Annotated in this window: 25 protein-coding genes; 10 read left to right on the top strand and 15 right to left on the bottom strand. The window is 58.5% G+C overall.

The features are described from left to right. Nucleotides 1-396: 396 nt before the first annotated feature. From QMO82_RS21130 to QMO82_RS21110, 5 genes are all read right to left on the bottom strand, one after another. On the bottom strand, nucleotides 397-1,032 hold the full coding sequence (locus QMO82_RS21130; protein ID WP_283196535.1) for a hypothetical protein: 636 nt from the start codon (nucleotides 1,030-1,032) through the stop codon (nucleotides 397-399). Next, nucleotides 1,029-1,526 (bottom strand): hypothetical protein, encoded by a 498-nt coding sequence (locus QMO82_RS21125; protein WP_283196534.1) that lies wholly within the window; start codon nucleotides 1,524-1,526, stop codon nucleotides 1,029-1,031. The genes QMO82_RS21130 and QMO82_RS21125 overlap by 4 nt, the downstream gene beginning before the upstream one ends. 776 nt (nucleotides 1,527-2,302) lie before the next feature. Beyond that, on the bottom strand, nucleotides 2,303-2,617 hold the full coding sequence (locus QMO82_RS21120) for a hypothetical protein (RefSeq protein WP_283196533.1): 315 nt from the start codon (nucleotides 2,615-2,617) through the stop codon (nucleotides 2,303-2,305). Further along, nucleotides 2,617-3,426 carry a ParA family protein gene (locus QMO82_RS21115; protein ID WP_283196532.1) on the bottom strand — a complete coding sequence of 270 codons (810 nt, stop codon included), beginning with the start codon at nucleotides 3,424-3,426 and terminating at the stop codon, nucleotides 2,617-2,619. Before QMO82_RS21115 ends, QMO82_RS21120 begins: the two co-directional genes overlap by 1 nt. Before the next feature lie 119 nt (nucleotides 3,427-3,545). Further along, entirely contained in the window at nucleotides 3,546-3,680 is a 135-nt protein-coding gene (locus QMO82_RS21110; RefSeq protein WP_283196531.1) for a hypothetical protein, read from the bottom strand. A 66-nt stretch (nucleotides 3,681-3,746) separates the two neighbouring features. On the opposite strand from QMO82_RS21110, the gene drt2 reads away from it, so the two are divergent. The 3 genes from drt2 to QMO82_RS21095 all read left to right on the top strand — a co-directional run bounded on the left by drt2 (nucleotide 3,747) and on the right by QMO82_RS21095 (nucleotide 7,026). Beyond that, complete coding sequence (drt2, locus tag QMO82_RS21105) at nucleotides 3,747-5,108, top strand: antiviral reverse transcriptase Drt2 (protein WP_283196530.1); 1,362 nt, start codon at nucleotides 3,747-3,749, stop codon at nucleotides 5,106-5,108. Between the two features lie 27 nt (nucleotides 5,109-5,135). Continuing rightward, nucleotides 5,136-5,939: a competence protein CoiA gene (locus tag QMO82_RS21100; RefSeq protein ID WP_283196529.1), complete on the top strand. Its 804-nt coding sequence runs from the start codon at nucleotides 5,136-5,138 to the stop codon at nucleotides 5,937-5,939. 154 nt (nucleotides 5,940-6,093) lie between these two features. Next, entirely contained in the window at nucleotides 6,094-7,026 is a 933-nt protein-coding gene (locus QMO82_RS21095; protein ID WP_283196528.1) for a hypothetical protein, read from the top strand. A 99-nt stretch (nucleotides 7,027-7,125) separates the two neighbouring features. Here the strand turns inward: QMO82_RS21095 and QMO82_RS21090 are convergent, their stop codons facing one another. Then, on the bottom strand, nucleotides 7,126-7,764 hold the full coding sequence (locus QMO82_RS21090) for a hypothetical protein (RefSeq protein WP_283196527.1): 639 nt from the start codon (nucleotides 7,762-7,764) through the stop codon (nucleotides 7,126-7,128). Between the two features lie 1,304 nt (nucleotides 7,765-9,068). Next, the gene (locus tag QMO82_RS21085; RefSeq protein WP_283196526.1) at nucleotides 9,069-9,590 is read right to left on the bottom strand and encodes a hypothetical protein; all 522 of its coding nucleotides are present in this window, start codon (nucleotides 9,588-9,590) and stop codon (nucleotides 9,069-9,071) included. 197 nt (nucleotides 9,591-9,787) lie between these two features. Between QMO82_RS21085 and QMO82_RS21080 the strand changes: the two genes are divergently transcribed. Both QMO82_RS21080 and QMO82_RS21075 read left to right on the top strand, forming a co-directional pair. Continuing rightward, entirely contained in the window at nucleotides 9,788-10,156 is a 369-nt protein-coding gene (locus QMO82_RS21080; protein WP_283196525.1) for a hypothetical protein, read from the top strand. Beyond that, on the top strand, nucleotides 10,153-11,277 hold the full coding sequence (locus QMO82_RS21075) for an ImmA/IrrE family metallo-endopeptidase (protein ID WP_283196524.1): 1,125 nt from the start codon (nucleotides 10,153-10,155) through the stop codon (nucleotides 11,275-11,277). Before QMO82_RS21080 ends, QMO82_RS21075 begins: the two co-directional genes overlap by 4 nt. On the opposite strand, the gene QMO82_RS21070 is transcribed toward QMO82_RS21075, so the two are convergent. From QMO82_RS21070 to QMO82_RS21060, 3 genes are all read right to left on the bottom strand, one after another. Continuing rightward, complete coding sequence (locus tag QMO82_RS21070) at nucleotides 11,267-12,199, bottom strand: hypothetical protein (protein WP_283196523.1); 933 nt, start codon at nucleotides 12,197-12,199, stop codon at nucleotides 11,267-11,269. The two genes, QMO82_RS21075 and QMO82_RS21070, sit on opposite strands and share 11 nt — an antisense overlap. Continuing rightward, nucleotides 12,177-13,184: a thymidylate synthase gene (locus QMO82_RS21065; protein ID WP_283196522.1), complete on the bottom strand. Its 1,008-nt coding sequence runs from the start codon at nucleotides 13,182-13,184 to the stop codon at nucleotides 12,177-12,179. The genes QMO82_RS21070 and QMO82_RS21065 overlap by 23 nt, the downstream gene beginning before the upstream one ends. Before the next feature lie 644 nt (nucleotides 13,185-13,828). Continuing rightward, nucleotides 13,829-14,992: a M20 aminoacylase family protein gene (locus QMO82_RS21060; RefSeq protein ID WP_183608687.1), complete on the bottom strand. Its 1,164-nt coding sequence runs from the start codon at nucleotides 14,990-14,992 to the stop codon at nucleotides 13,829-13,831. Nucleotides 14,993-15,162: 170 nt separating this feature from the next. Between QMO82_RS21060 and QMO82_RS21055 the strand changes: the two genes are divergently transcribed. Together QMO82_RS21055 and QMO82_RS21050 are read left to right on the top strand one after the other, a co-directional pair. Next, entirely contained in the window at nucleotides 15,163-16,296 is a 1,134-nt protein-coding gene (locus QMO82_RS21055; protein ID WP_183608688.1) for a D-alanyl-D-alanine carboxypeptidase family protein, read from the top strand. 24 nt (nucleotides 16,297-16,320) lie between these two features. Continuing rightward, nucleotides 16,321-17,499: a GTP-binding protein gene (locus QMO82_RS21050; RefSeq protein WP_183608689.1), complete on the top strand. Its 1,179-nt coding sequence runs from the start codon at nucleotides 16,321-16,323 to the stop codon at nucleotides 17,497-17,499. Nucleotides 17,500-17,534: 35 nt separating this feature from the next. Here the strand turns inward: QMO82_RS21050 and QMO82_RS21045 are convergent, their stop codons facing one another. The 5 genes from QMO82_RS21045 to QMO82_RS21025 all read right to left on the bottom strand — a co-directional run bounded on the left by QMO82_RS21045 (nucleotide 17,535) and on the right by QMO82_RS21025 (nucleotide 21,361). Continuing rightward, nucleotides 17,535-17,759 carry a sulfurtransferase TusA family protein gene (locus QMO82_RS21045; RefSeq protein WP_183608690.1) on the bottom strand — a complete coding sequence of 75 codons (225 nt, stop codon included), beginning with the start codon at nucleotides 17,757-17,759 and terminating at the stop codon, nucleotides 17,535-17,537. A 5-nt stretch (nucleotides 17,760-17,764) separates the two neighbouring features. Then, nucleotides 17,765-19,012 (bottom strand): murein L,D-transpeptidase family protein, encoded by a 1,248-nt coding sequence (locus QMO82_RS21040; RefSeq protein ID WP_183608691.1) that lies wholly within the window; start codon nucleotides 19,010-19,012, stop codon nucleotides 17,765-17,767. 196 nt (nucleotides 19,013-19,208) lie between these two features. Next, nucleotides 19,209-20,162 (bottom strand): acetyl-CoA carboxylase carboxyltransferase subunit alpha, encoded by a 954-nt coding sequence (locus QMO82_RS21035; RefSeq protein WP_097618053.1) that lies wholly within the window; start codon nucleotides 20,160-20,162, stop codon nucleotides 19,209-19,211. 63 nt (nucleotides 20,163-20,225) lie between these two features. Beyond that, on the bottom strand, nucleotides 20,226-21,179 hold the full coding sequence (gene xerD / locus QMO82_RS21030) for a site-specific tyrosine recombinase XerD (protein ID WP_183608692.1): 954 nt from the start codon (nucleotides 21,177-21,179) through the stop codon (nucleotides 20,226-20,228). Between the two features lie 5 nt (nucleotides 21,180-21,184). Beyond that, nucleotides 21,185-21,361 carry a hypothetical protein gene (locus tag QMO82_RS21025; protein ID WP_183608693.1) on the bottom strand — a complete coding sequence of 59 codons (177 nt, stop codon included), beginning with the start codon at nucleotides 21,359-21,361 and terminating at the stop codon, nucleotides 21,185-21,187. Nucleotides 21,362-21,509: 148 nt separating this feature from the next. On the opposite strand from QMO82_RS21025, the gene QMO82_RS21020 reads away from it, so the two are divergent. From QMO82_RS21020 to QMO82_RS21010, 3 genes are read left to right on the top strand one after another with little or no spacing between them, the layout of a single operon-like run. Beyond that, nucleotides 21,510-22,100, top strand: coding sequence for a shikimate kinase (locus QMO82_RS21020; protein WP_183608694.1), 591 nt, complete (start codon nucleotides 21,510-21,512; stop codon nucleotides 22,098-22,100). Continuing rightward, on the top strand, nucleotides 22,097-23,221 hold the full coding sequence (gene aroB, locus QMO82_RS21015) for a 3-dehydroquinate synthase (protein WP_183608695.1): 1,125 nt from the start codon (nucleotides 22,097-22,099) through the stop codon (nucleotides 23,219-23,221). Before QMO82_RS21020 ends, aroB begins: the two co-directional genes overlap by 4 nt. Next, entirely contained in the window at nucleotides 23,218-24,531 is a 1,314-nt protein-coding gene (locus QMO82_RS21010) for an HlyC/CorC family transporter (RefSeq protein WP_183608696.1), read from the top strand. Before aroB ends, QMO82_RS21010 begins: the two co-directional genes overlap by 4 nt. Nucleotides 24,532-24,576 lie beyond the last annotated feature (45 nt).

The raw sequence follows: 24,576 nt of genomic DNA, 5'->3' as shown, positions 1-24,576 counted from the left end.
AAGAGCTTAAACGGGGCCCTCGTACCGCGACATTCCTTCCGCCCGGTCAGTCGCGTCCTGTGGATAGTTCGGGTGTGCGATGGCTACGCCATTCAAGCGAATTCGAATGGGCAAGACAAATGCTGCCGGTCCTTCGTATAAAATCGAGTCTGCCCTCGTCTTCGCGAGAGAGAATTCTGAGGTCAATAGGACTACGAAGCAGATGGCTGTTTACCGCCTTAGAAATTACTCTTCCCACGTCATAGGTTTCGACGAGACAAAGGATATCGATATCGGCCGGTATTGTATCCTCGCGGCTAGCGGACCCGAAAATGTACCAGTCCGCATCCAGACCGATATCTTGGCACTCCTTGATCATCTTAAACACGCCTACCAAGTAGACATCATCGCCGGAGATCACTTCAAGCGTCCGAGATAACGAAGTATACCTGCGATTTCAAAGACCTCCGCCCCCATGCTCTCCGCTGCCTCCGCCACGCCGTTGAGTATGGAGCCGTTCGGGTTGTTTTTCAGGACCAGATCGAACTCTCCGAGGCGCTCGCGTGCATTCCGAATGTCCTCGGGGGCCAGATCGTAGTTGTAGACGAGCGCGATCCTCAGGACCTTCCCGGTATCGTGACGAACGGTCAGCAACTGATCGTTGATAAACCCGACCTGTTTGACTCTCGTGTGCTGTAACAGCGCGCGGCGCGGGAACTGGATTTGGGGGTCTCGAGTTTCTGCGGGAAAGTCGGCGTCCAAGGCTTTGAGCAGCACGCCATAGCGCCCCCACGCGACACCGTTCGCCTCGCAGAATTCGATGGCATCGGCCCCCCACATGCCCACCTTAGGAAAATTGACGATGACCTCAACGCCCGACGCGCTGAGCGGCTTCACGTGATCGAGGAAGACCATCTTCTTGGCGATCACGGCCGCCCGAAAAGTTTGTTTTTCAGGCCGCTCGATTTCGACGATCTCTGACGTCACCCAAGTATGATCGGAGACATCTCGGCTCGCTGTCAAAGCCTTAGAAACGAATTCCTGCGTGGTCATGCTGCGATGTCCGCCATTTCACTCGGGAATCTGATATTGGGGATTTTTAAACCCTCCAGGTGCCGAAGAATAAGGCCTTTGACGTGCAGCCTGAACTGCTCGACGACTTCCCGCTCGCCATCCGTCAGCAATCCCATGTTGCTATCGACGAATAGAAGAATCTTGTTGCTGTTTGGAATAATCGTCGATCGCATCCGAGCCCGCCACATGTGCGCCTCTTCGGCTTCGGGATTTGCCCGATACTCGAGATCGGGACCTGTAGTTTTATGGACTGCCCGGTTTTCGCGGAGAAGCTTCTCGATTTCGGAGCGGAGCTCGGCTCGGGTCTTGAATTTCCGCACTCCGAAAACCTGACGTATTCTCTCCACGTGGCCACGCTTCCACGAAGCCATAAGCGTCGCCGGGTGGGTTTCAGGCGTTTTGTCCGCAAGCGTATGACAATTGGCGCAGAGCAAGATTATGTTCGCGTAGTCGCCCCTTTCCTCTTCGGTCAACGTTTCCTCTGTTCTCGGTCCTCCGTCGATGGCTGCGAAGATGTGGGCCATCTCGGCAATGTGCGGGTGCCCGTCATGTCCCTCGGGAAATAACGCTGTGTTGCATCCCGGATTCTGGCAATACCCGGCGGAGTCCACGAAAAGTCTCAGCTTAGTTGCCGCGTTGGGATGAGCTTTTCCTCTGGAGCAGGCCACGGTGGTTCCTTTTCACGCGATCGAACGAGGTAATCTCGGCCTCAAATCGGTACGGCGATTTCTCGCGCTCTCGCGTGATTAATATCAAAGTATAACATCGCGCTATAGTAATCTGCTTAATGCACGAACTCATCCCCGTCGGAAACTGGGAGGCAATGCTCGAGCGGACGGCCGATTTCTTTGATGCTGAGGTCAAAGCGTGCGACTAAAATCTGATACACAGGCCTTTGATAATGTTGTGGGCAGCCATCGCGGAAGTCCGGCCCCGTCCGTAGGGTCCTCTACCAGACGCGAAAAAGGCCACATCCGAGCAACATACCGTTCTTATCTACTCGTAGTTTCGGGTATCTTCGACCGAAGAAACTGACGATCCGGATTCGTCTCATCATTGATTGGCTGGCGATTTATCCCCGCTGCTCACATGACGGCGATCACGTGTGATCCGTTGGCAATTGCAAACGACCGGTTTGGGCCCGAAAGCAGCCGTCAGTGGGAGGCTAAGTCCCAAACCCGGCACCTAACCCACCATAAAACGAACTAGCGGTCCTGGCCCAGCAAAGGCAGTTATATCCGGTGAGCGCCTAAACTTTCGCCCGGCGCATCAGTTCATCCAAAGCTTCCCCGTAGGACATCCCGGTCTCGTTGCAAAACGTCTTGAACCGGTTGATGACCTCGATCGGTGCCCTGACGAATGCTTGGTCAAACGGCTGGGATGGCTTACGCATACGCGCTACTCTCTCGACAGCTTCACGGCTTTTGAAGCCGGCCCTATCGGCGGCCTTGTCGCCGAGGCTAAGGTCGTCCCTGGAGGGATCGTTTCCCTCGCGCGGAGAGAATTGGGACACGTCGAGTTTGCGTTCGTTCTCTTTGTCGCCGAAGCCAAAATCTCTTGTCATCACGCAGCCTTCTCACCAGAAAGCTTCTGGAGAAGCTCGAGCACCTCACCAGTCAGCTGCATTGCGTTGTCGATCGCGGCCGGAACGCCGTTGATCGCTGCGGGGTTCAATTCATGCAGCGCCAATCGCTCCATGAACATCGCGTTGTAGGCCTCACGACGATGCAGGTGAGTGCTCATAACAGGTAGGTTGCCCTTCCGCATTTGCTGGCCGATCTCGCGTTCGATACGGCGAACGAACGGTGGTGGGCTGGTCCGATTGAAAGTCAGGGCGAAGTTCAGCTGTCGGCCGATGTCGGCTTCACTCTCCCGTACCAAGCTGACAGCCCGGGCTGCTTGTTGTGCATCGAGGGCGCTTCCAGCCAAGGGTATGAGCGTGAGATCGCTGCGGATGATCGTTCTGGAGGTAAGACGGCTCGCTGTACCTTCAAGGTCGATGAAGACAAACTGGGCCTCTGCCGCTGTCTCGTTGATCAAGTCACGAATGTTCGCTTCGGTCGCGTCGCTACGAACCTTTATCGGAAGGGCGCTGTTTCCAGAACGCCAGTCGGTGATTGGCCTATTCGGGTCTGCGTCGATGATGATGACAGACGCACCCTGGTGGGAAAGGCACGATGCGATCGCCAACAGCGTTGTGGATTTTCCAGCTCCGCCTTTGGGATTGGCGGCGCAAATTATCGGCATCGAATATCCTCCACAATCGAGCGAACCAGCGACTCTGTCGATACTTGCAAATTGCAATTCAATCAAGCTTTCATGCATGATTTCAAGCATGCTATCATTGATGATATCAAGAATGATAGCGCGCATGCTTCATGCGCGAAGCTTAACAACTCACCTTCAGCTTGGCATCTTGAGCCGACGGCTACGGCATTGAAGTAATTTGTGTATTTCCGGCGAGGCGAGATTGCCGAATCGGTTCTGCACACCTACGTTGTGTTCGCCCCTGGAATTGGCCAGCGGGTCGGACCGTTGAGACTGTCAAGTTCGAAGTTGCTTCCCGGCAGGACGAGATCGATGATCTTCGCCACCAGGTATGGAATGATGAACGAGATATCGAGCATGGCTCGGACCTCCGTGGTTACACAATACCGCCTCGCGTTAATAGACCCGTGTCGGGATCGCATTCGATGCAATCGATTGAGGTGCAGACAGATGGCGGCGTGCGTTCGGGAAGTGTCCAGCTCTACGAGCTGGGGTCCAGGGTCAGGATCAACTCCCCGAACTCTGCGGAGCCGCAACGCTTGATCGATTTTGGCTGGTTTGCTCCTCGAGGATATAGGCATTTCGATCGCCAGGTCGGCCAGTCGTTTGCGAAAAAAGTACTGCAGCCGGACTTCGTCGAGGCCCATTCGTTCTCACCCCTCATCCACTACGTTAAATCCGAAAAGCGCTACAAGCCAAAGGTTCACAAGACCAGGCTAAAGGACCGCGCGATCATGTTCGCGTCACATCGCGACGCCTGCGTGCTCTCCTGTTATGCTTGGTTGCTGAACCATCGGTTGGAGGCGGCCTATGCCTCGCACGAGATCGATGAAAACGTCATCGCATACCGGTCGCTCGGCAAGGGCAATTATCATTTCGCATCCGACGTGTATCGCTACGCCCGCTCCAATGCACCCGTCGCTATATTGGCCTACGATGTAACGAAATTCTTCGACACCCTTGATCACCGACTCCTCAAGACCCGGCTCCGACGATTGCTCGGCGTCGAAAACCTTCCAGAAAGCTGGTTCAAGGTCTTTCGATTCATGACGAAATTCCGCTTCGTCCGCCTGGATGACCTCCGCGCGCAGCCTACCTTCTTACAAAGCCTTCAACGAAAAACGCGGGACCCGATCGCCACCATCGCGGAGGTGAAGGAAGCCGGCATCCCGATACACGAAAACCCGAACGCATTCGGAATACCGCAGGGAACACCGATCAGCGCCGCGTTTTCCAATTTGTACATGCTGGATTTCGATATCGCGATGAGCGCTTACTGCCGCTCGATCGGCGCGCTCTATCGGCGTTACTCTGATGATATACTCGTCGTGTGCAAGCTCGAACATGCACGAGACGTAGAAGTCAAAATCGAAGACCTTCTCGCGGCCGACGCGCTGGAGATCAGCAGGGACAAGACAGAAGTGTCCGAGTTCGACCCTGCAAACGCTGCGCTAGCATCGAGGAAGGCTGCCCAGTATCTCGGCTTCACCTTCCACGGGGAAGGTGCGACCATCCGCCCTAGCTCGCTGTCGCGGCAATGGCGCAAGATGCGTAAGGGATTCCGTCGCACCCGCGATGTTGCCGCGAAGGCGATCGCTCAAGGCAAGGCCAGCAAGGTTTACACCAAGAAACTGCGAAAGCGGTTCACTTCGGTCGCAGCCCGCAATTTCTCGTCTTACGCTCGACGAAGCGCAAAGCTCTTCGATAACGGAGACATGATCTTGCGCCAGTTGAGGCGGTTCGAAAAGGAAGTCGAGCGAGAACTCCTGCGGTTGAAGGACCTTTGATTGCAGCCTGAGCGAAGGACTAGCTGAATGCTGACAGCAAATTGGAACGGCTTGAGCGTGGACGCCGCGACCTCCGCCAAAGGTTTTTCTTATCACTGCCCGGAATGCGGTCAGGCCGTTACCCTGCGTAAAGGCCAGATCAAGATCGCGCACTTCGCGCACAAGCCTCCAACCGACTGCTCTTGGGCAAAGGGGGAGACGGCAGCGCACCTCGAGGCCAAGGTCGCGCTGCGTGACGCATTTCGCAGACTGGGCTATGTCGCCAACTACGAAGTGAACGTGCTGTCCATTCAAGGAGATCGCCGCGCCGACGTGTTCGTCACGTCACCCGATGGGCAGAGCCGGTGGGCGTTCGAAATCCAGCACACACCGATTCTGTATCCCGCCATCGAGGCGAGAACAAAGGCCTACATCGCAGCGCAGGTCCCGGTTCTATGGGTCGGCATCCTTTCGTCAGATACGAAGGAGAATTCCAAGCCGACGCCCGGCGGCATTGTTATCTCGAAATATTCGATCAAGCCTTGGGAAAAGTGGGCAAAGGCGCTCGGCTACAACGAACTGTGGTACGTCGATCCGTCGGACGGCAGCCTCTGGCGAGGCGAGTTCGGCGACCACACGATCGATGTCGCCTCGGCCACGTGGTATGAAACGGGAGGGGTTGAGCGTTCGGTCGGGGGATACACCCGAAAGTCAAAGCGCTGGAGAACTTTGACACTGCGCGGACCGTACGGCGTTCACCAACTCACCATCGGCGCGAAGTGGCGCACGGCGTGGTCTTCGCCGGCATTCTCACTACCCCAAGGCATGATTGCATCTCTCACCGTCGTCTGACCGAAAACACGCTTGGGTCTTACTTGTGACAAATCAGCGGGCGGACGCGACCTGCCGCCGGTGGCATCGTATGGCTACCCAATATCTCTAGGATGCCACTTGACCACTCGTCTCAAAATAATCGATGTGCTTCGCCACAATAGGGAGTTCGGGAATGCTTCTACAGTTGAGTGACGCGATGCAGACCGTCGATCGGTTCGAGGCCCTTATTGCAGCTGAGGGAATAAGCATTCCCGCAAACGGCGTGTCGGGCGACGATATGCTTCCGTTGTGGCTAATTTTGAAGCGTATCCGTGAAGGTTTCACCGGAAACCCCGATGACTTGCGCGACGAGTACACTGCTGGAGTGGCGGTCCATGATCTGGCCGCCAAGGTCGTTGCAGTTAGAAACCATCCAGACTTCGATTCGCTCGTCCCGCACCTGAAGATGTTGGCTTCTGGCGCGGTACATCTTACCAAAGAGCCGCCGTACGGAAGTGCCGACGTCTATAACAAGCTTATCGAACTGTACTGGGCTTGCCTCTTGATGGGCAACGGGGTGCGCATCAATCTCGACCATCCCAAGCACTCGCTTGGAACCAATCCCGATGTAATCGCTCTAGGTCCGGCAACCAATCGGGCCTACGCGTTCAAGACAATTAGATCGCCCCATACTCAGAGCCTTTTAGATCACCTGAAAAAGGGGGTCGACCAAATTGAACGATCTGAAGCCAGCGAAGGAATCGTTGCATTTCAACTGACGCCGCGCATCGCGAAAGCCGATCTGTGGCCGGAGAACGGTTACTACATCGACTGGCGTATTCCCGCTGCAAGGGCCGTCGAACTCTTCACTCAGATGGTTTCCCAAGTTGTCGTCGACAACGGACAAGCAGAAATTGATCGAATATTTGCTGGAAAGAAAGCGGTCGGCGCGGTCCTCTGTCTCGGCGTATTCCCCACAGTCGCCCGCAACCCCTTGACAGGAAATCCGGTTGTAATGCCGGTTAAGGTAGCTACTGTGGTTGAGGTGGCCCCAAATCATCCGATCTCAGATTCGCTACATGCTGAGATTGAGGCAGCAAACGACAAGATGCAGACCGAGCTTTGAGGAGCTATTCCTCTGCTGCACTTGTTTCATCGTCGCTTGTTAGCGGTTCCGGCCTCGGCCGCGCGTCAGGCGCTCAAAGCGCATGACGCGCAAGTAGCCTCAGATGACCTGATACATCGAGAACCCTACACTCGTGGTCTCGAACGCCATCTGCGCCATTGCGGAATCCCCGACCTTGAAGCCGTGGCGGGCAAACACTTCGTACAGGCCCGGGCCACCAACCATCAGCGATAGCCGACCCGCACCACGGTCCCTGGCCACATCCTTTAGCCGTTGGAGGAAATCGTCGAAAATGTTGAGCTCATGGTAATTCCGAGCTCCCTTGACCGGCGGGGTATCGTCAATCGGACGCCGATTGTCGGCGAACTCGACGTCGGCAATATGGATGTCGTCGGGAAAGCACTGGAGCAGTGTAACGTCCACAAAGGACATGGCTGGATCGATCTCGTTGAAGAACCTCGTCGAATACACATCCGTTACAGGTTCCTGCCCGAGTTCCTTTCGAACGAAATCATAGATGCCGACCATGCCGCCATTGATGATGGGAGAGATTTTGAAAGGCTCTTTCGTCACTCCGCGATGCACCATCTCATCCCAGACGTAGAGAGAAACGCCCACCACATCATTGGGGCGATGCGCCTCCAGCGCATCGATATCGGTCGCGATGATCTCTTCCCGAACGTCGTCAAACATAGGAATGAAACGGTCGCGGGGAACCGCGTCGCTTAGTTCGGCCATCTGTCTCTCCTCTCGGCGGGTATGAACCTGTATCCTCTGGTTGCATAAACTGCAACAATCCCGGTGTTCGCGCAATAATACGCGGCCGCCGGCTGAAACTGGACCTACCTCAGCTATCAGAGGATGAAGGGCTTCAGATTGTCCCGCGCGGTCAGAAAGCCGCGCCAACGATGTATCATCGAAGAAATCATGGCATGATCTTCAATTGGACCGGATTCTCGCGGCATCCCCAGATATGCCGTGTTTTAACGCAGCGGCATACCTATCGACGCGCCTTGCCGCGACCGCCGGCCGCAAGCCAACAATCAAACGAACGCTTTCAAGCTGCACGTCGCCGCTAACCCATCGGCGCAGGAAAATGGTGTCCACGAGAGGATTCGAACCTCCGACCCCAGGATTCATACCACTTCGGCTTTAGCCGCCGCCCTGGGGCGTTCGTGGTCTGGACTGTCCCTTCACCATGGGCCGAAGCCTTTAGGCGCTACCCATCCAGTCTCTACACCTTCATCGGATTTCTCCGAAGCTTGGCTCGGGATTGGCATGCTGAGAGTTCAGCGAAGCGTTCCCCGACTTTGAGTAGATCGACTGCACTCTTTCGTTATGCAGCCCCCAATTTACAACCAGGAATCCTGTGCTCTATCCTGCTGAGCTACGTAGACAAACCGTTCATTGCAGGACGGTTCGTACCTGATGCCCCGTCGAATATCAATACTTTCCATTTCCGCGAATAAGGAAGTCTGGGCGCGGAACAACCCTTTGCTAAGCAGGACAGCCCGTTGCCCTCATCATACACGGCCCAGTGGGCACGAGATCAATACGCTCCATCGATCGTGAGAGAGACTTCGATAGGGGGTCGACCGGCGTGCGGTTCTCTAGGCAAGCACGGCTTTCAACCCAGGTGAGGACGAGAAACGTCAAAGTGGCCGCCGGTGATATTGATTCGAACGTTCGCAGTCAACGTCGAGAGACCTGTCAGTGGGGTGGGGCAGCTGCGAGGGAATGAACTACCACGATTCCTCTTCCAGTAAATTTACTAGGCGTTCGAACCACTGCATAGATTGGTTTTTGGGGCGACCAGTAAATTTTTTCACTATGAAAAGTGCTCTATCCTGCTGAGCTACGTGGACAAACTGTTCATTTCCGGCAAGTTCGTAACTGAAGCGATTGTGAAGATCAACAGCAAGATGTCGACCCCGCCCAAATCTGCTCGCTAGATCAACGATAGTTCTGACAAGATAGTCAGGAAACATTCGGTATCGAATTATCTCGGCCTCGCCAACGCTCCCAGTTGCGGCGAGCGGTGATCAGATTGGACACGAAACCATCGACGCCGGAAACGAAGTCAGAGAGCAGAATCGAATCGTTTCCGGTGAGTTCGTCGAAGTCGACGGTCTCACTACGCCACTCGGGCCAATTTCGTTCGATAACATAGGCATCAGGCTCATTGAAGCATAGTAGTTCTTCAAGAAGCCCCCCAAATCCATACTCGTGTCCTCAAGAAATGCACTGTCAGTGGCACAAAGAGATTGGTGATCCGTTCCAGCGATCGCACGGCGAAGAAGCTCCAAGGCGTAACGCACCTCGTCATCGTCCTCTATCTGGAACGCCTTCGGGGCCTCGCCAGTAAGGTCGAGAAGGGTGATCAGGAAGGATGGGAAAGTTGCCGCCATTTCGGTGAAATCTGATTTCGCGACCGAAGCATCCCAGAGTTCGAGCAGGGCATCGAGCTCAGCCTCCTTTCCGATCGATGTCAGGTAGTGGCGCACTCTCAAGAGCGGGCGTGTCAGGCTCGCGTCGAAATGCATCTGGTCTGAAACTGAAATCATCGGGGCTCCCCTCGTGATGGCCACTTCATTTGGGAAACTGAGACAACCGAGGCGAGGCGATGTCAATATCCCTAGAGGCGCAGCGCCCATCCCGAATGGCGTCGGTAAGCCAGACCTTGGCGCTGGCACAAGGTTTCTGTGTGCCCGGTTCCATCTCGCTGGCCAATTCAACCGTAGGGCGCTACATAGAAACAAGAATGGCAGCGATCGAGCCAACCCGGCTCACGGCAGGCGAATTGGAACTCGCGTTCGAAGATGAGCAGTTGCGTGCGATGTGCACAACGCGAGGCCGAGCGCTCGCGGTGCACGGTCCTGAAATCGCGCAGGAACTGAAAAAGCGCTTGGCCGACATTCGGGCTGCCGAAACCGCCTCTGACTTGCTCGTCGGCATTCGGTTTGTCGGAGATGGAGAGTGCGCAGCGATCTGGGTAACGCTCGGCGGCGGGTTCGAATTGGTATTGGTCGCCAACCATGTCCAGAATCCGACAAAAGGCTCCGGCAAGATAGATTGGGATAATGTGACACGGGTGAAGGTTTCGCAGATTTCCAGGATGGCTACCGAATGATTGGTGAACCAAATCCGGATTGGGCTTCGTCGCCGTGGGAGACCATCGCAGACGTGTTACATCTCCGCGGCATCGACGAAGCCGAGTTCGAGGACATGGTCGGGGAGAATGCCGGTTTTGCCGCAGCTCTGCGTCGCGGCGATCGGCATATCGACCAGACGCTTGCCGAGGCGCTCTCGGAACACCTCGGCGCTTCCGTCTCGTTTTGGCTGAAGCGAGAAAGCGACTTCCGGAAGTCTGGTGCGAAAAGCTCGGCGGCAGATTTCGACGACCCGTTCGTCTGGCTCAAGGAGTTGCCGCTCAAGGATATGGTCGCGGCAGGGTGGATGCGCAAGCACGCCTCGCAGCTCGATACCCTCAAGGAGGCACTGGCGTTTTTTGGCCTACGCGATTTCTCCGAATGGACGGCAAGATACCGCGGAGTGATGAACTCGGTCGCTTTCCGAAAAAGCTCCTCCTTTTCAGAGAACACTCTTTCGACCTTGGCTTGGCTTCGACAGGGAGAACGCGCCGCGACCGACATGGCATGCGATCGCTGGAATCCGGATGCCCTTAAAGGAGCGCTATGGCATATCAGGCCACTGATGAGGCAAAGCTCGCCGAGCCACTTTCTTCCTCGGTTGCGGGACATTTGTGCGCAAGCCGGCGTCGCGGTAGTTGTCGCGAGAGCGCCGCAGGGATGTCGTGCAAGCGGCGCGGCACGTATACTGTCCGACAACCGAGCCGTCATACAGTTGAGCTTCCGGTATCTTTCCGACGACCATTTCTGGTTCACCTTCTTCCACGAGGCGGGTCATCTCGTCCTGCATGGAGAGAACCACCTCTTCCTGGAAAACAGTTCCGGGATGATGGAAACGGAAGAGGCCGAAGCGAACGCGTTTTCCGAGAGGTTTCTAATTCCGGAAGAGTTTGACAACGAGCTCCTCCAAGTGAAGCCATTCCAACGCGACGTAATCAGGTTCGCTTACAAAGCTGGCACTTCGCCAGGGATCGTGGTGGGTCAGATGCAGCATCGCAAGCTGATGGCAGAAAACCGTCTTAACTTCCTGAAGCGTCGGTATGATTGGAACGAGTTGTCGCATGACCCGAATGTCGTGCCCACGTCTCCAGTCAGCCCCTGAACAAGACGAACCTGTCCGGCGTCTTCTGCCAGTTGCATAGAGCATCCTCAAGGACCTGTTTTCCTACTTGCAGCTGGGCATCCAACTGGTCGAGAATCTCCTCGAGTTCAGACGGATCGGCATTCGCATCAGGATCGCCGTGCACGAACAGCTTCGTCCCTCTCAGAGGTCCCGTGGCGTCTGCGAGGTAGGCCGTTCCTGGCTCGATCGGCGCAATGCCTAACTTTCCGAGCATGGTTAGGAAGTCGAAGGTACCGAGCCTGCCAAAACGTTTGACGGCTCGCATTCTTTTATAGAGTTCGTCAAAGCCGGCATGTGGATGCTGTCCTACCGTCCTGTGGACATCCTGCACAAGGTTTTGGTGACCGCCGAACGCCGAAACGAAGTCTATATAAGAGCCGAGGACCGCCTTCATCTGCGATGACGACTTGCTTTCGTACTTTCGATGATTGCTGAAGCGGCGCGGCACGCCATCGTTGAGGAGACCGGGCCACTGTTGATCGAGCCAGTTGTTAAGATCGGTCACGTTGTTGGAAGTGGTAGCCCAAGTCCACGCAGGACGCGTGCCAAACGCGCCGTAGAAATCCTGCATCAGCCGCCACCCGTCTTCGATGTGCTTTCCGAAATGGGTCGCGAGAAAAGCCAGCCACCAGGCCTCGTCGTAGTTTCCCTGTCGTGTCGTCAGCGCGGCCGCCATAAGCGGATCGAAAATCTCGGATGCCGGATCGGCCCTGTTGGGGTGGAGAGCCTTCGTGGCGAGGTCTTTGACATAGTCGACGCGTCTCATGCTCGAAACGAGCTGCTCGGCGCAAGCCTGGCGCTCAGCGTCGCCGGCGACGCCTGCAAGCGGAAATACGTTCGCGCTGAAATTGGCAAGCGTGTCCCGAATCTGATCGATTTTATCGCGATGAAGCCCCGGCACCCGTTTCCTCCATGACCCTGTCGAAAAGCGGCAGGTCGGTTTGCCGCCCGCGCAGCGATTGGCGCTTGCGGATAAAATTTTCGTAAGTTCTCGATGACATTCCGTTTTTGATGGCGACAATATCTCGGGCCGAACTGGCCGAATATATCGCCAGCAGTCGTATGAGGTCCTGCCAATAGGGCGGTAGCTCGGGTGCGAGGACGGGCAGTTGCCGAGTGTCGCGGATCGTCTTTTCCGCTTGCTTCAAGGCCGTGATGCCGGTCGTGGGATCGCCGATCGGCATCGGGGGCATGGGAACATCATCCTGCAGCCCTTCCTTTAGGAAGAGTTCTGCCTTTTCGATGTCGTCCGTGTAGAGATGCAGGCTGCCCACGGAATGATGATAGTGCCCGAGACCTATGCCCAGGGTTACCGCGAGAAACTCTTGGAGCATCGTAAACGAGAAGACGTCGTGCGGAAGGCCCTTAAAGGCGTCGTTTGAACGCATGTTCACGTGGAGATGGAGCCTGTTTTGCCGCACGACGAACTGGAGCGTGCAGGTGCAGGGAACGTCCTCGTGATCTTCGACAACATCACCGGCATCGAAAAGCTGGATGACGGCCTTCCTGGACGCCGAGTTCTCCTTCAACTTCGTCACGATGTAGTCGAGCTGATTTACGCCGCCTTTGTCAAACAGCCTCGGTCCGTACGCGCCGTATATGGTGACGCCGTCATCCGAATACTCTTTGTAGTCCTTGAAGTAATGTTCGATAAAGGCGAGCGAATTCGATCCGGACATATACCAAACGAACTCGCCGAGGCAGCTGAAGACAGTTCCCTTGGTTTCCGTTCTGCTCAACCGGGCCCTGGGATTCTTCAGAGTCAGCAGATTGCCAAACTCTTCGACGTTATTTCCTTTGGTAGGCGCGATAACATCGTTTTTCCGAACGAGCCGGCGATATACTTTTCGGAGAAGATCATCGAGGGAATTGGCGACGACGTGCATTTAGCGAATCGGCTCCATCTCTGGTTTTGATAGCGCGAATTTACAAATGAAACAATGGTTTGTCCAACGGCCAATCCGACAACCTGAAGGAACACCTGAAATCTTCTCGGTGCGCACAACGTTCGCTCCCGTCTCCGAAACTGCAAACGAAGACTTCAATTTCGACGGTACATTGCGAGCTCAGCCATCCAGGTTGTATGAGCGTACCGTGATCGGGTTCAGTCGCACCAAGGTAGAGAGGACGCTGACGATAGTTCTAAGGCTCCGTTCGACCAATTGCGTGCCCAATCTTTGGCCGCCCTGGTGACGGCCGAGCACGATCCAACCGTCAGAGCGATCCTGTCACGCGCGGCCGGCACTTAGGCCTGGCCAGAAAACCGCTGCCGTCGTCGGAATAACAAGCTTTGGAAGTTATGGAGAGGATGGAGAAGTGCTCTGATAAGCCCTGCGGATTGTAGAAAATTGCTGACGGACGGTGAAGTTCCGTACCGGTCTCTGTACCGGCATTACGAAAGCGATTTCAATACGTTGCGAAACCGGTAAAAGCGGTATGCCCTAAAAAGTACTCTATCCTGCTGAGCTACGGGACCACTTAAGTGCCATGCATACAAAAGGCTTGGCGCGAAGCCAAGCCTTAATTGTTGCTAGGCGCCGAGGCGCTGTTCGGCGAGGCGGACCCAGTAGGAGATGCCGTGGGCGATGGCTTCGTCGTTGAAGTCGTAGGCCGGGTTGTGGAGGCCGGCGCTGTCGCCGTTGCCGATGAAGATGAAGGCGCCGGGGCGGGCGTTCAGCATGTAGGAAAAATCCTCGCCGCCCATCATCGGATCGATCTCGGCGTTGACGTTGGCCTCGCCGGCAATGGCGCTGGCGGTGGCGACAGCATGCTCGGTCTCATCGGGGTGGTTGACGGTGACGGGATAGTTGCGATGGAAGCTGATCTCGGCCTCGGCGCCATGGGCTGCCACCAGTCCCTCGACGATCTGCCGGAAGCGTGTCTCGGCGAGCGTGCGCACCTCGGCGTCGAGGGTGCGGACGGTGCCGGCGAAAGTCGCATCGTTCGGAATGACGTTATGGGCGAAACCGGCATTGAACTTGGTCACCGAGACAACGACCGAGCTGATCGGATCGGCGGTGCGCGAGGCGATCATCTGCAGGTTGGCGACGATCTGGGCGCCGATGGCGATCGGGTCGATCGTCCGGTGCGGCTGGGCGGCGTGGCCGCCGCGGCCCTTGATGGTAACGGTGAACTCGTCGGTTGCCGCCATGATCGCGCCCTTGCGGATGGCGAACTGTCCCACAGGCAGGCCCGGCAGGTTGTGCATGCCGTAGACCTCTTCGATGTCGAAGCGCTCCATCATGCCGTCCTTGACCATCAGGTTGCCGCCGCCGCCGCCTTCTTCGGCGGGCTGGAAGATGACGGCGACATTGCCGTTGAAGTTGCGGGTCTCGGCCAGGTATTTCGCGGCGCCAAGCAGCATGGCAGTATGGCCGTCATGGCCGCAGGCATGCATCTTGCCCGGTGTCTTCGAAGCCCAGGGCTTGCCGGTGATCTCGGTCAGCGGCAAGGCATCCATGTCGGCGCGCAGGCCGACGGTGCGGCGGCCTTCGCCCTTGCCCCTGATCAGGCCGACGACGCCGGTGCGGCCGATGCCGGTGACGATCTCGTCGACGCCGAATTCCTTCAGCTTTTCAGCGACGAAGGCGGCCGTGTTTTCCACCGCGAAGAGGAGTTCGGGCCGGGCGTGGATGTGGCGGCGCCATTCGGCAACTTCGTCCTGCAATTCCGCGGCTCTGTTCAAAATCGGCATATTCGCGTTCCTGTTATGAAATCCCGACAATCGTTCATCGCATCACAACGGTGTGAAGCTGGGGTGTGAGGCTGTGCAAATTACTTGGTCAATGACCTTTGCCATGTCCTAGCCATATAGGCTAGATAGGTGAAGGTTTCGAGATTTTCCTAATATCCGAAGGACGAACCGTGTCGACGAGCCACTTCCGTTTGTTTGCCGTTTTGCGGCCGTTTAGTTTCGCGGTCGCCGCGACTGCCGGTTTCCTTGCCTCTATTCCGCTCGCTCAGGCTAATCCGCATATTCTCGTCGACGTGCAGACCGGCCGCGTGCTCGAGCACGAGGAAGCCTTCCGCAAATGGTATCCGGCCTCGCTGACCAAGCTGATGACCGTCTATACCGTGTTCGATGCGATCCGCGCCGGTCAGATCAGCCTGGATACGCCTATCGTCATGAGCAAGCGCGCCGCCGCGCAGCCGGCGGCCAAGATGTATTTCAAGCCGGGCCAGAAGCTGACGCTCGACAGCGCGCTGAAGATCCTGATGGTGAAGTCGGCCAACGACATCGCGGTGGCGGTCGCGGAAGCCATCGGCGGCACGCAGGAAGGCTTCGTGACGCGGATGAACGGCGAGGCGCTGAAGCTCGGCATGACGGATTCGCATTTCATCAATCCGAACGGCCTGCCGGGCAAGGGACAGTATACGACAGCGCGCGATCTTGCGGTGCTGACGGTGGCGCTGCGCCGCGATTTTCCGCAATATGCCAGCTATTTCGCGCTGGAAGGCTTCACCACCGGTCAGCAGAACGTGCCGAGCCTCAACATGCTGATCGGCCGTTTCGCCGGCGCCGACGGCATGAAGACCGGCTTCATCTGCGCCTCCGGCTTCAACCAGATCGGTTCGGCGACGCGCAACGGCCGCACGCTGGTCTCCGTCGTGCTCGGCACCGACAGCCTTGCGGCGCGCGCCGATGCGACGGCGAACCTCTTGCAGAAGGGCTTCACCAGCCAGTTTCCCGGCAACGATACTCTGGGGTCGCTAAAGCCCTACGGGCCGGGACAGGACCAGGTTACCGACATCACCGCCGATATCTGCAGCGCCAAGGGCGCAAAAATACGCAGCGAAACGCGAGACGAGGTCGGCCGCATGAGAGTGCAGTCGCCCTATATTCTGGAAATGGACCACGATCCGCGTTTCGTCTTTGCCGGCCTCATTCCCGGGCAGGATCCGCAGCCGGCTCAGCAGCCGGAAAAGGTGGCGGCCGGCGATGCGGCTGGAGCACTCGCCAACGTGCCGGTGCCGATGCCGCGCCCGACATCTTTTTAAGATGAGCTTTTAAGGTCAAATGAGATGAGCGCGCTCAACGACAGGATTCCGGTCACCATCCTGACCGGCTTTCTCGGCGCCGGCAAATCGACGCTGCTCAACCGCATCCTCAAAGATCCTGTCATGAAGGATGCGGCCGTCATCATCAACGAATTCGGCGATGTCGGCATCGATCATTTGCTGGTCGAAAGCTCCGGCGATTCGATCATCGAGCTGTCGGACGGGTGCCTCTGCTGCACCGTGCGCGGCGAACTTGTGGATACGCTGGCGAACCTGATGGACGCGGTGCAGACCGGCCGCGTCAAGCCGGTGAAGCGCGTCGTCATCGAAACCACCGGCCTTGCCGACCCTGCCCCGGTCATGCAGGCGATCATGGGCAATCCCATCATTGCCACGAATTTCGAGCTCGACGGCGTCGTAACGGTCGTCGATGCGGTAAACGGGCTGCAGACGCTCGACAATCACGAGGAAGCCCGCAAGCAGGCGGCGGTCGCCGACCGGCTGATCGTCTCGAAAAAATCATTGGCCGGCGGGACGGATGGAACCGATGCTTTGGAAAAGCGGCTGCGGGCGCTCAATCCGCGCGCCGCGATGATGGATGCCGACAGCACCGATGCCGGCAGCGCCGGAGTGCTGGTCAACGGGCTCTACGATCCGGCGACGAAGATCGCCGATGTCGGCCGCTGGCTGCAGGACGAGGACGCGCACGAGGCGCATGATCATCACGATGATGATCATGACGGCGATCATGATGGGGATCACCATGGTCACCACCATCATCATCACGGTCATGCGCACCAGGACGCGCACGACGTCAATCGTCACGATGCCTCGATCCGCTCTTTCTCGATCATCGAGGAGAAGCCGATCGACCCGATGGCGCTCGACATGTTCATCGATCTCCTGCGTTCGGCCCATGGCGAGAAGCTTTTGAGAATGAAAGCGATCGTTTCCGTCTCCGACCGGCCGGAACGACCACTGGTGCTGCATGGCGTCCAGAGCATCTTCCATCCGCCGGTGCGGCTTCCCGCCTGGCCGGATCCGCAAGACCGGCGCACGCGCATGGTGCTGATCACCCGCGATCTGCCGGAAGCTTTCGTGAAGGATCTGTTCGACGCCTTTCTCGGCAAGCCGCGCATCGACAGGCCCGATCGTGCGGCGCTGTCCGACAATCCGCTCGCTATTCCGGGATTACGAATTTAACGCATGTCGCCGGAAAGTGTGCAGCGGTTCCGGGATTAGCGCTTGCGGATCAGGAAGCGGTGGCCGTTTTCGGTCTTTTCGGTTTCGACCAGTTCGTGGCCGTCCTCATTGCAGAAATGCGGCATGTCGATCACAGCCAGCGGATCTGTCGTGTCGACGCGAATGAGGGTACCGCTTGCCATGGCGGCAAGCTTCTTGCGTGTCTTGATCACGGGCAATGGGCATTTCAGGCCGCTGAGATTGTAGAGAACGGGGGTCAAGCCGTTCAGTTCCGCGCCCAGAATTTCCAGAACGGCTTCTTTGCCGCGGCTTCCGCCGTTTCCTGCGGTTCGGGCGCGGTAAAGGCCAGCGGGTTCTGCGTCGGTATCGGCACGACCGCGGGTGTCGCAGCAGCGATGGCGGTTGCCTGCGGCTGGGCAGAGATTGCCTGCGGCCCGGCAGGCGCTGCCGGCGTGGCGCCAGGCGCGGTCTTGGCGGCGAGGCCCTGCGCGGTGCGCTTGGCCATCAGGTCTTCGAGTTCGGCAACCTTAACCATGCGGCCGGCTTCGAGCGAGGTGCCGGTCGGGGCATAAGCGAGTTCGCGGCCCTTGCGGGTCTTGGCGACCACCGCCTTGCGCTCGGCTTCGGACGGGTCGTACCAGGCCATGCCGTCGAATTTGCTCATCGCCTTGGCATAGTCGGCATCATAAGTCTTGCCGTAGGAGGCAAGGGCTGCCGTCAGCGCCGGCGGCGTCGACATCGCAGGGCATTTGCTGGCGGCATTGAAGGCGCCGCCATCGGTAACCTGCTGGTTGAAGACGTATTTCTTCTCGCAGACGTTCACCTCGGGCGGGCGTTTCGTCACTTCGAAATTGTCGTAGCCGACCTTCAGCATCTTCCAGAAGTCGTAATTGTCGTCGAGGCGATGCTTGACCATGTTTTCCGCGGTCATGCGGAAGGGGAAGGCCTGCAGTTGCACCGTCGCCTGGCCGCCCTTGAAAGCGTCGCGGGCGAAGGCATAGATCTCCAGCACCTGCTGGTCGGTCATCGAATAGCAGCCGGAGGACGAGCAGGCGCCATGGATCATCAGATCGGAGCCGGTGCGGCCGTTGGCCGAGTCGTAGCGGTTCGGGAAGCCGGTGTTGATCGCCAGATAATATTTCGAGTTGGGGTTCAGGTTGGCGCGTGTCAGCTCGTAGAAACCTTCCGGCGCCTGCCGGTCGCCGGTCTTTACCTTCGGACCGAGACGGCCGGACCAGGCGCAGATCTTGTAATCGGCGATCTTGTCGAAACGGTTGTCGGTCTTCGCTTTCCAGATCTCCATGGCACCTTCTTCTTTGAAGATGCGAATCATGATCGGCGAATTGCGGTCCATGCCCTTGGCGGCCATGGCGGTGAGGATATGGGCGGGAAGCGGCTGCTCGACCTTGTTCTTGACCTTGGAAAGATCGACCTGCGCAGTTTCCAACGCGTCATTGCAGCCGGTGAGAGCCAGCGCCATGAGGGAAACATAGGCAAAATGACGTATGCGCATCCAAACTAGCCCATAAAGATAGTGCGACCCGGTCCGCCTATGGAGTTCGGGCATTGGAAGGAATCATAGGCGGTTTATACTTTATAAAACCTTACCAGCCTATGACTTGCCCCGAACATCCCCGCAAGCGCGAATGTTACAGATAACACCAATGTGGCCAAGATTTGGCCCCAATCGATGAAAAGCCCAACTTGTCTTAGAGGTTGCGGCCGATATTGAGGAATTTCTGACGCCGCTCGTTGCGCAGCTGCTCGCCGGAACGAGACGCCATTTCGCCGAGCGCATTGGCAATCATGTCGCCGGTCGCGGCGATGACGCTGTCCGGATCGCGATGCGCGCCGCCGAGCGGCTCGGAGATGATGCCATCGATGACGCCGAGGGATTTCAGATCTTCGGCGGTGATCTTCATGTTGGTTGCCGCCTCGCGGGCACGGGTGGAATCGCGCCAGAGGATGGAGGCGGCCCCTTCCGGCGAGATGACGCTGTAGATCGAATGCTCGAGCATATAGACCTTGTTGCCGGTGGCGATCGCGATCGCGCCGCCAGAGCCGCCTTCGCCGATGACGACGGAAACGAGCGGAACCTTGACGCCGAGGCACATTTCCGTCGAGCGGGCGATCGCCTCGGCCTGGCCGCGCTCTTCGGCACCGACGCCGGGATAGGCACCCGCCGTATCCACCAGCGAAATCACCGGCAGGCCGAAACGATCGGCCATCTCGAGGATGCGGATCGCCTTGCGGTAGCCTTCCGGCCGGGGGCTGCCAAAATTGTGCTTGATGCGGCTCTTGGTGTCGTTGCCCTTTTCCTGGCCAATGACGGCGACCGGCTGGCCGCGAAAGCGGGCAAGGCCCGCCTGGATCGCGGCATCCTCGGAAAATTTGCGGTCGCCGGCGAGCGGCGTGAATTCCTGGAACAGCGTCTTGGCGTAATCGACGAAATGCGGGCGCTGCGGATGGCGGGCGACCTGGGTCTTCTGCCAGGGATTGAGCTTGGAATAGATTTCGACGATCGCCTCGCGGACGCGAACCTCCAGCCGGCCGATCTCATCGGTGGTGTCGATGCTCTCGTCTTCCGTTGCGAGCTTCTTCAGCTCGATGATCTTGCCTTCGAGGTCGGAGATCGGCTTTTCGAAGTCGAGATAATTGTGCATGAGGTGCGTTTCCGTTCCTTGTGCCACGGGGCGTTTTCCTGGCTCCGCCCCTTGTCGCCGGTCCTATTCGTGCTTTTTCGCCTGTTTGGCAAGGGGGTGATGCGTCTGGACGAGTTGCTGCAGCCTCTCTTCGAGGACATGCGTGTAGATCTGCGTGGTCGAAATGTCCGAATGGCCGAGCAGTTCCTGGACGACACGCAGATCGGCGCCGTTGGCAAGCAGGTGGCTGGCAAAGGCGTGGCGCATGACATGCGGCGAGATCATCGACGGCGTCAGGCCGGCGCGGATTGCCAGGTTCTTCAGATCGCGGGCGAACACCTGGCGCGGCAGGTAGCCCTCCTTCGAGGCGGCGGGAAACAGCCATGGGCTTTCCTGCGGATCTTTCATTGCTGCATTTTCCGCCGCCAACAGGCGCCCGTAGGATTTGAGCGCTGATATTGCCGATTGCGACAGCGGCACCAGCCGCTCCTTGTTGCCCTTGCCGCGGATCATCAGGAAGCGGCCTTCCTGGTCGAGTACGCGGGCAGGAAGTGAAACCAGTTCGCTGACACGCATGCCGGTGGCATAAAGCAGCTCCAGCAGCGCCAGCATGCGCAAGCGCTGCAGCTGGCCCGGAGCCGCATCCTCCGCTTCGGCCTCCGCCTGCGCAAGCAGCCGGCCGACTTCCTCCACTCCCATCGTCTTCGGCAGCGGGCGGCCCTTCTTCGGCGCATCGAGAATGCCGGTGGGGTCGTCGGTCCTCAGGCCCTCGGCGTAGAGGAACTTGTAGAACTGCCGCATGGCGGCAAGCCGGCGCGCCTGGGACGAGGGTTTGAAGCCCTTTCGGGCGAGTGAGGCGAGATAGGCGGCCAGATCGGCGGAGGCTGCTTCGGTCAGTCGTATGCTGCGATCCTTCAGGAAGGAGCTGACATCGTCGAGGTCGCGCTCATAGGATTGCAGCGTGTTGGCGGCAGCACCGCGCTCGGCGCTCATCATCTCCAGGAAGGATTCCACATGGACGTGACCGAGATCTCTCATGCCGCTCACTTCCTGGCCGGATTGATCGCGCCCGTCGCAGGCGGATTGACCCGTTCGGACGGAATTCGGATCGTCACGTCGCGCTGCTGCGGCTCGACGAAGGTCACCAGCGCCCACATGGCTCCGTAGACCGCCCCGGCGAGGATCGCGCAGAAGAACAGAAAACGGAACAGGGTCGGCATCCGGCAACTCCTTCATGCTCTGCTTCTGTTATAAGAAGCGTATCTGCAAGTGCAAGAAGCGGTATTCAAGCCATGATTCCCTTGTTCGCGACTTGACGCTCCATCTGCATTTGTCGATACGGTTTGCAAACAAAGTGTGAATGGACCGATGAGTGAACCACTGCTGACCGTTGCTGACAGCCTGAAAGACAGAGCTCGCGCCGCGCTCGGTTCACGCAATCTGATCCTTGTCGGCCTGATGGGCGCCGGCAAATCCTCCGTCGGCCGCATCGTCGCCAGCCAGCTCGGCATTCCTTTCATCGACAGCGATCTCGAGATCGAGCGGGTGTCGCGCATGACGATCCCCGAACTTTTCGCCGCCTATGGCGAGGAAGAGTTCCGGGCGCTGGAAACGCGGGTGGTTAAACGGCTGCTGAAAAGCGGGCCGCGCGTCGTCTCCACCGGCGGCGGCGCCTTCATCAACGAGCGGACGCGCAGACGCATCAAGAAGGGCGGCCTTTCCGTCTGGCTGAAGGCCGATCTCGACGTGCTCTGGGACCGGGTCAACAAGCGCGACACGCGGCCGCTGCTGAAGACCGAAAATCCAAAGCAGACGCTCGAAAACCTGATGAATGCCCGTTATCCGATCTATGCGCAGGCAGACCTCACCGTGCTCTCACGCGACGTGCGCAAGGAAATCATGGCCGACGAGGTGCTGATGGCCGTGATCGAAGCTCAGAAAGAAAGTGCAGCGTCATGAATGCGATAACCTCCGACGTCCAGACGGTGCATGTGCCGCTCGGCGAGCGCGCCTACGATATCCTGATCGGGCCGGGGCTGATCGCACGGGCCGGCGTCGAGATCGCTTCCCGCCTCAAGGGCCGCAAGGCGGCTGTCATCACCGACGAAAATGTCGCTCCGCTCTATCTCGAGGCCCTCGTCGCAAGCCTGGAGGAAGCGGGCATCGTCTCGGCCGCGGTCGTGCTGCCGGCCGGCGAAAAGACCAAGAGCTTCGAACATCTGATCACCGCCTGCGACAAGGTGCTGGAAGCCCGCGTCGAGCGTAACGATTACGTCATCGCGCTCGGCGGCGGCGTCATCGGCGATCTTTCGGGATTTGCGGCCGGCATCATCAGGCGCGGCGTGCGCTTCGTGCAGGTGCCGACCTCGCTGCTGTCGCAGGTCGATTCCTCCGTCGGCGGCAAGACCGGCATCAATTCCCGCCACGGCAAGAACCTGATCGGCGTCTTCCATCAGCCGGACCTGGTTCTGGCCGATACGGATGTGCTGAATACGCTGAGCGAGCGCGAATTCCGCGCCGGTTACGCCGAGGTCGCGAAATACGGGCTGATCGACAAGCCGGATTTTTTCGCCTGGCTGGAAACCAACTGGAAAGCGGTTTTTGCAGGCGGCTCGGCACGCATCGAGGCGATTGCCAATAGCTGCCAGGCGAAGGCCGATGTCGTCGTTGCCGACGAGCGCGAGAACGGCCAGCGGGCGCTGCTCAATCTCGGCCATACTTTCGGTCACGCGCTGGAAGCGGCGACCGCCTATGACAGCTCCCGCCTCGTGCATGGCGAGGGCGTGTCGATCGGCATGGTGCTGGCGCATGAATTCTCCGCGCGGATGAACCTGGCAAGCCCCGACGATGCGCGGCGCGTCGAGCAGCACCTGAAGGCGGTCGGCTTGCCGACCCGCATGGCGGACATTCCGGGCGAGTTGCCGCCGGCCGAAACGCTGATGGACGCGATCGCGCAGGACAAGAAGGTCAAGAGCGGCAAGCTCACCTTCATCCTGACGCGCGGCATCGGCCAGTCCTTCGTCGCCGATGACGTTCCGGCTTCCGAAGTAATCAGCTTTCTCCGGGAAAAACATCCTTGACGACGATTGAAGGCGCGCTGGTATTTCTCGCGACATATTGGCCGGAGATCCTTTCGATCACGGCGCTCGTGCTGATGTCCGCCTTCTTTTCCGGCTCCGAGACCGCTCTGACCGCCGTTTCGCGCAGCCGCATCCATACGCTTGAGGTGAACGGCGACGAACGCGCCGGCCTTGTCCGGCAGCTGATCGAGCGGCGCGACCGGCTGATCGGCGCGCTGCTCATCGGCAACAATCTCGCCAACATCCTGTCATCCTCGATCGCCACCAGCCTGTTCCTCGGGCTGTTCGGCAGTTCCGGCGTGGCCCTGGCGACGCTGGCGATGACCGTCATCCTGGTCATCTTCGCCGAAGTGCTGCCGAAGAGCTGGGCGATTTCGAGGCCTGAGCGCTTCGCGCTCGCCGTCGCATTTCCGGCCAGGCTTTTCGTCCTCGTCGTCGGCCCGATTTCCTCCTTCGTCAACGCGATCGTGCGCCGGATCCTTGCGTTGTTCGGCATCAACCTTTCGCGGGAGATGTCGATGCTGACGGCACATGAGGAGCTGCGCGGCGCCGTCGACCTCTTGCACCGCGAGGGATCGGTGGTGAAGGCCGACCGCGACCGCCTCGGCGGCGTGCTCGATCTCGGCGAGCTTGAACTCTCCGACATCATGGTCCATCGCACGGCGATGCGGGCGATCAACGCTGACGATCCGCCCGAAGCGGTGGTGCGCGCCATTCTCGAAAGCCCCTATACGCGCATGCCGTTGTGGCGCGGCACGATCGACAACATCATCGGCGTCGTGCACGCCAAGGATCTGCTGCGGGCGCTTGCCGAGCCGAACATGGAGCCGCAGAACCTCGACATCGTGAAGATCGCGCAGAAGCCGTGGTTCGTGCCCGACAGCACCAACCTCGAGGATCAGCTGAACGCCTTCCTCAGGCGCAAGCAGCATTTCGCCGTTGTCGTCGACGAATATGGCGAAGTGCAGGGCATCGTCACGCTGGAGGATATCCTCGAGGAAATCGTCGGCGATATTTCCGACGAGCACGATATCGAGATGCAGGGCGTGCGCCAGGAGGCCGACGGTTCGGTCGTCGTCGACGGCGGCGTGCCGATCCGCGACCTGAACCGGGCGCTTGACTGGAACTTGCCCGACGAGGAGGCGACGACGATTGCTGGCCTCGTCATCCACGAATCGATGACCATCCCGGAAGAGCGCCAAGCCTTCACCTTCTACGGCAAACGCTTCATCGTCATGAAGCGCGAGAAGAACCGCATCACCAAGCTGCGCATCCGTCCCGCGGGGGAAGACGGCGCAAAGCCTGCCTGATCCGAGCAATTCAAATTGCTACAGCGTCCTTTGCGCGTCTGAAAA

Source organism: Rhizobium sp. BT04 (assembly GCF_030053135.1).
Taxonomy (GTDB): domain Bacteria; phylum Pseudomonadota; class Alphaproteobacteria; order Rhizobiales; family Rhizobiaceae; genus Rhizobium; species Rhizobium binxianense.
This window is presented reverse-complemented; position numbering and strand designations above follow the sequence as displayed.

What these genes read in the sequence shown, in the direction of transcription:
- QMO82_RS21130 (WP_283196535.1), bottom strand. Translation starts at nt 1,032, where the DNA reads ATGACCACGCAGGAATTCGTTTCTAAGGCTTTGACAGCGAGCCGAGAT.
- QMO82_RS21120 (WP_283196533.1), bottom strand. Translation starts at nt 2,617, where the DNA reads ATGACAAGAGATTTTGGCTTCGGCGACAAAGAGAACGAACGCAAACTC.
- QMO82_RS21115 (WP_283196532.1), bottom strand. Translation starts at nt 3,426, where the DNA reads ATGCGCGCTATCATTCTTGATATCATCAATGATAGCATGCTTGAAATC.
- QMO82_RS21110 (WP_283196531.1), bottom strand. Translation starts at nt 3,680, where the DNA reads ATGCTCGATATCTCGTTCATCATTCCATACCTGGTGGCGAAGATCATC.
- drt2 (WP_283196530.1), top strand. Translation starts at nt 3,747, where the DNA reads ATGCAATCGATTGAGGTGCAGACAGATGGCGGCGTGCGTTCGGGAAGT.
- QMO82_RS21100 (WP_283196529.1), top strand. Translation starts at nt 5,136, where the DNA reads ATGCTGACAGCAAATTGGAACGGCTTGAGCGTGGACGCCGCGACCTCC.
- QMO82_RS21095 (WP_283196528.1), top strand. Translation starts at nt 6,094, where the DNA reads ATGCTTCTACAGTTGAGTGACGCGATGCAGACCGTCGATCGGTTCGAG.
- QMO82_RS21090 (WP_283196527.1), bottom strand. Translation starts at nt 7,764, where the DNA reads ATGGCCGAACTAAGCGACGCGGTTCCCCGCGACCGTTTCATTCCTATG.
- QMO82_RS21085 (WP_283196526.1), bottom strand. Translation starts at nt 9,590, where the DNA reads ATGATTTCAGTTTCAGACCAGATGCATTTCGACGCGAGCCTGACACGC.
- QMO82_RS21080 (WP_283196525.1), top strand. Translation starts at nt 9,788, where the DNA reads ATGGCAGCGATCGAGCCAACCCGGCTCACGGCAGGCGAATTGGAACTC.
- QMO82_RS21075 (WP_283196524.1), top strand. Translation starts at nt 10,153, where the DNA reads ATGATTGGTGAACCAAATCCGGATTGGGCTTCGTCGCCGTGGGAGACC.
- QMO82_RS21065 (WP_283196522.1), bottom strand. Translation starts at nt 13,184, where the DNA reads ATGCACGTCGTCGCCAATTCCCTCGATGATCTTCTCCGAAAAGTATAT.
- QMO82_RS21060 (WP_183608687.1), bottom strand. Translation starts at nt 14,992, where the DNA reads ATGCCGATTTTGAACAGAGCCGCGGAATTGCAGGACGAAGTTGCCGAA.
- QMO82_RS21050 (WP_183608689.1), top strand. Translation starts at nt 16,321, where the DNA reads ATGAGCGCGCTCAACGACAGGATTCCGGTCACCATCCTGACCGGCTTT.
- QMO82_RS21040 (WP_183608691.1), bottom strand. Translation starts at nt 19,012, where the DNA reads ATGCGCATACGTCATTTTGCCTATGTTTCCCTCATGGCGCTGGCTCTC.
- QMO82_RS21035 (WP_097618053.1), bottom strand. Translation starts at nt 20,162, where the DNA reads ATGCACAATTATCTCGACTTCGAAAAGCCGATCTCCGACCTCGAAGGC.
- xerD (WP_183608692.1), bottom strand. Translation starts at nt 21,179, where the DNA reads ATGAGAGATCTCGGTCACGTCCATGTGGAATCCTTCCTGGAGATGATG.
- QMO82_RS21025 (WP_183608693.1), bottom strand. Translation starts at nt 21,361, where the DNA reads ATGCCGACCCTGTTCCGTTTTCTGTTCTTCTGCGCGATCCTCGCCGGG.
- QMO82_RS21020 (WP_183608694.1), top strand. Translation starts at nt 21,510, where the DNA reads ATGAGTGAACCACTGCTGACCGTTGCTGACAGCCTGAAAGACAGAGCT.
- aroB (WP_183608695.1), top strand. Translation starts at nt 22,097, where the DNA reads ATGAATGCGATAACCTCCGACGTCCAGACGGTGCATGTGCCGCTCGGC.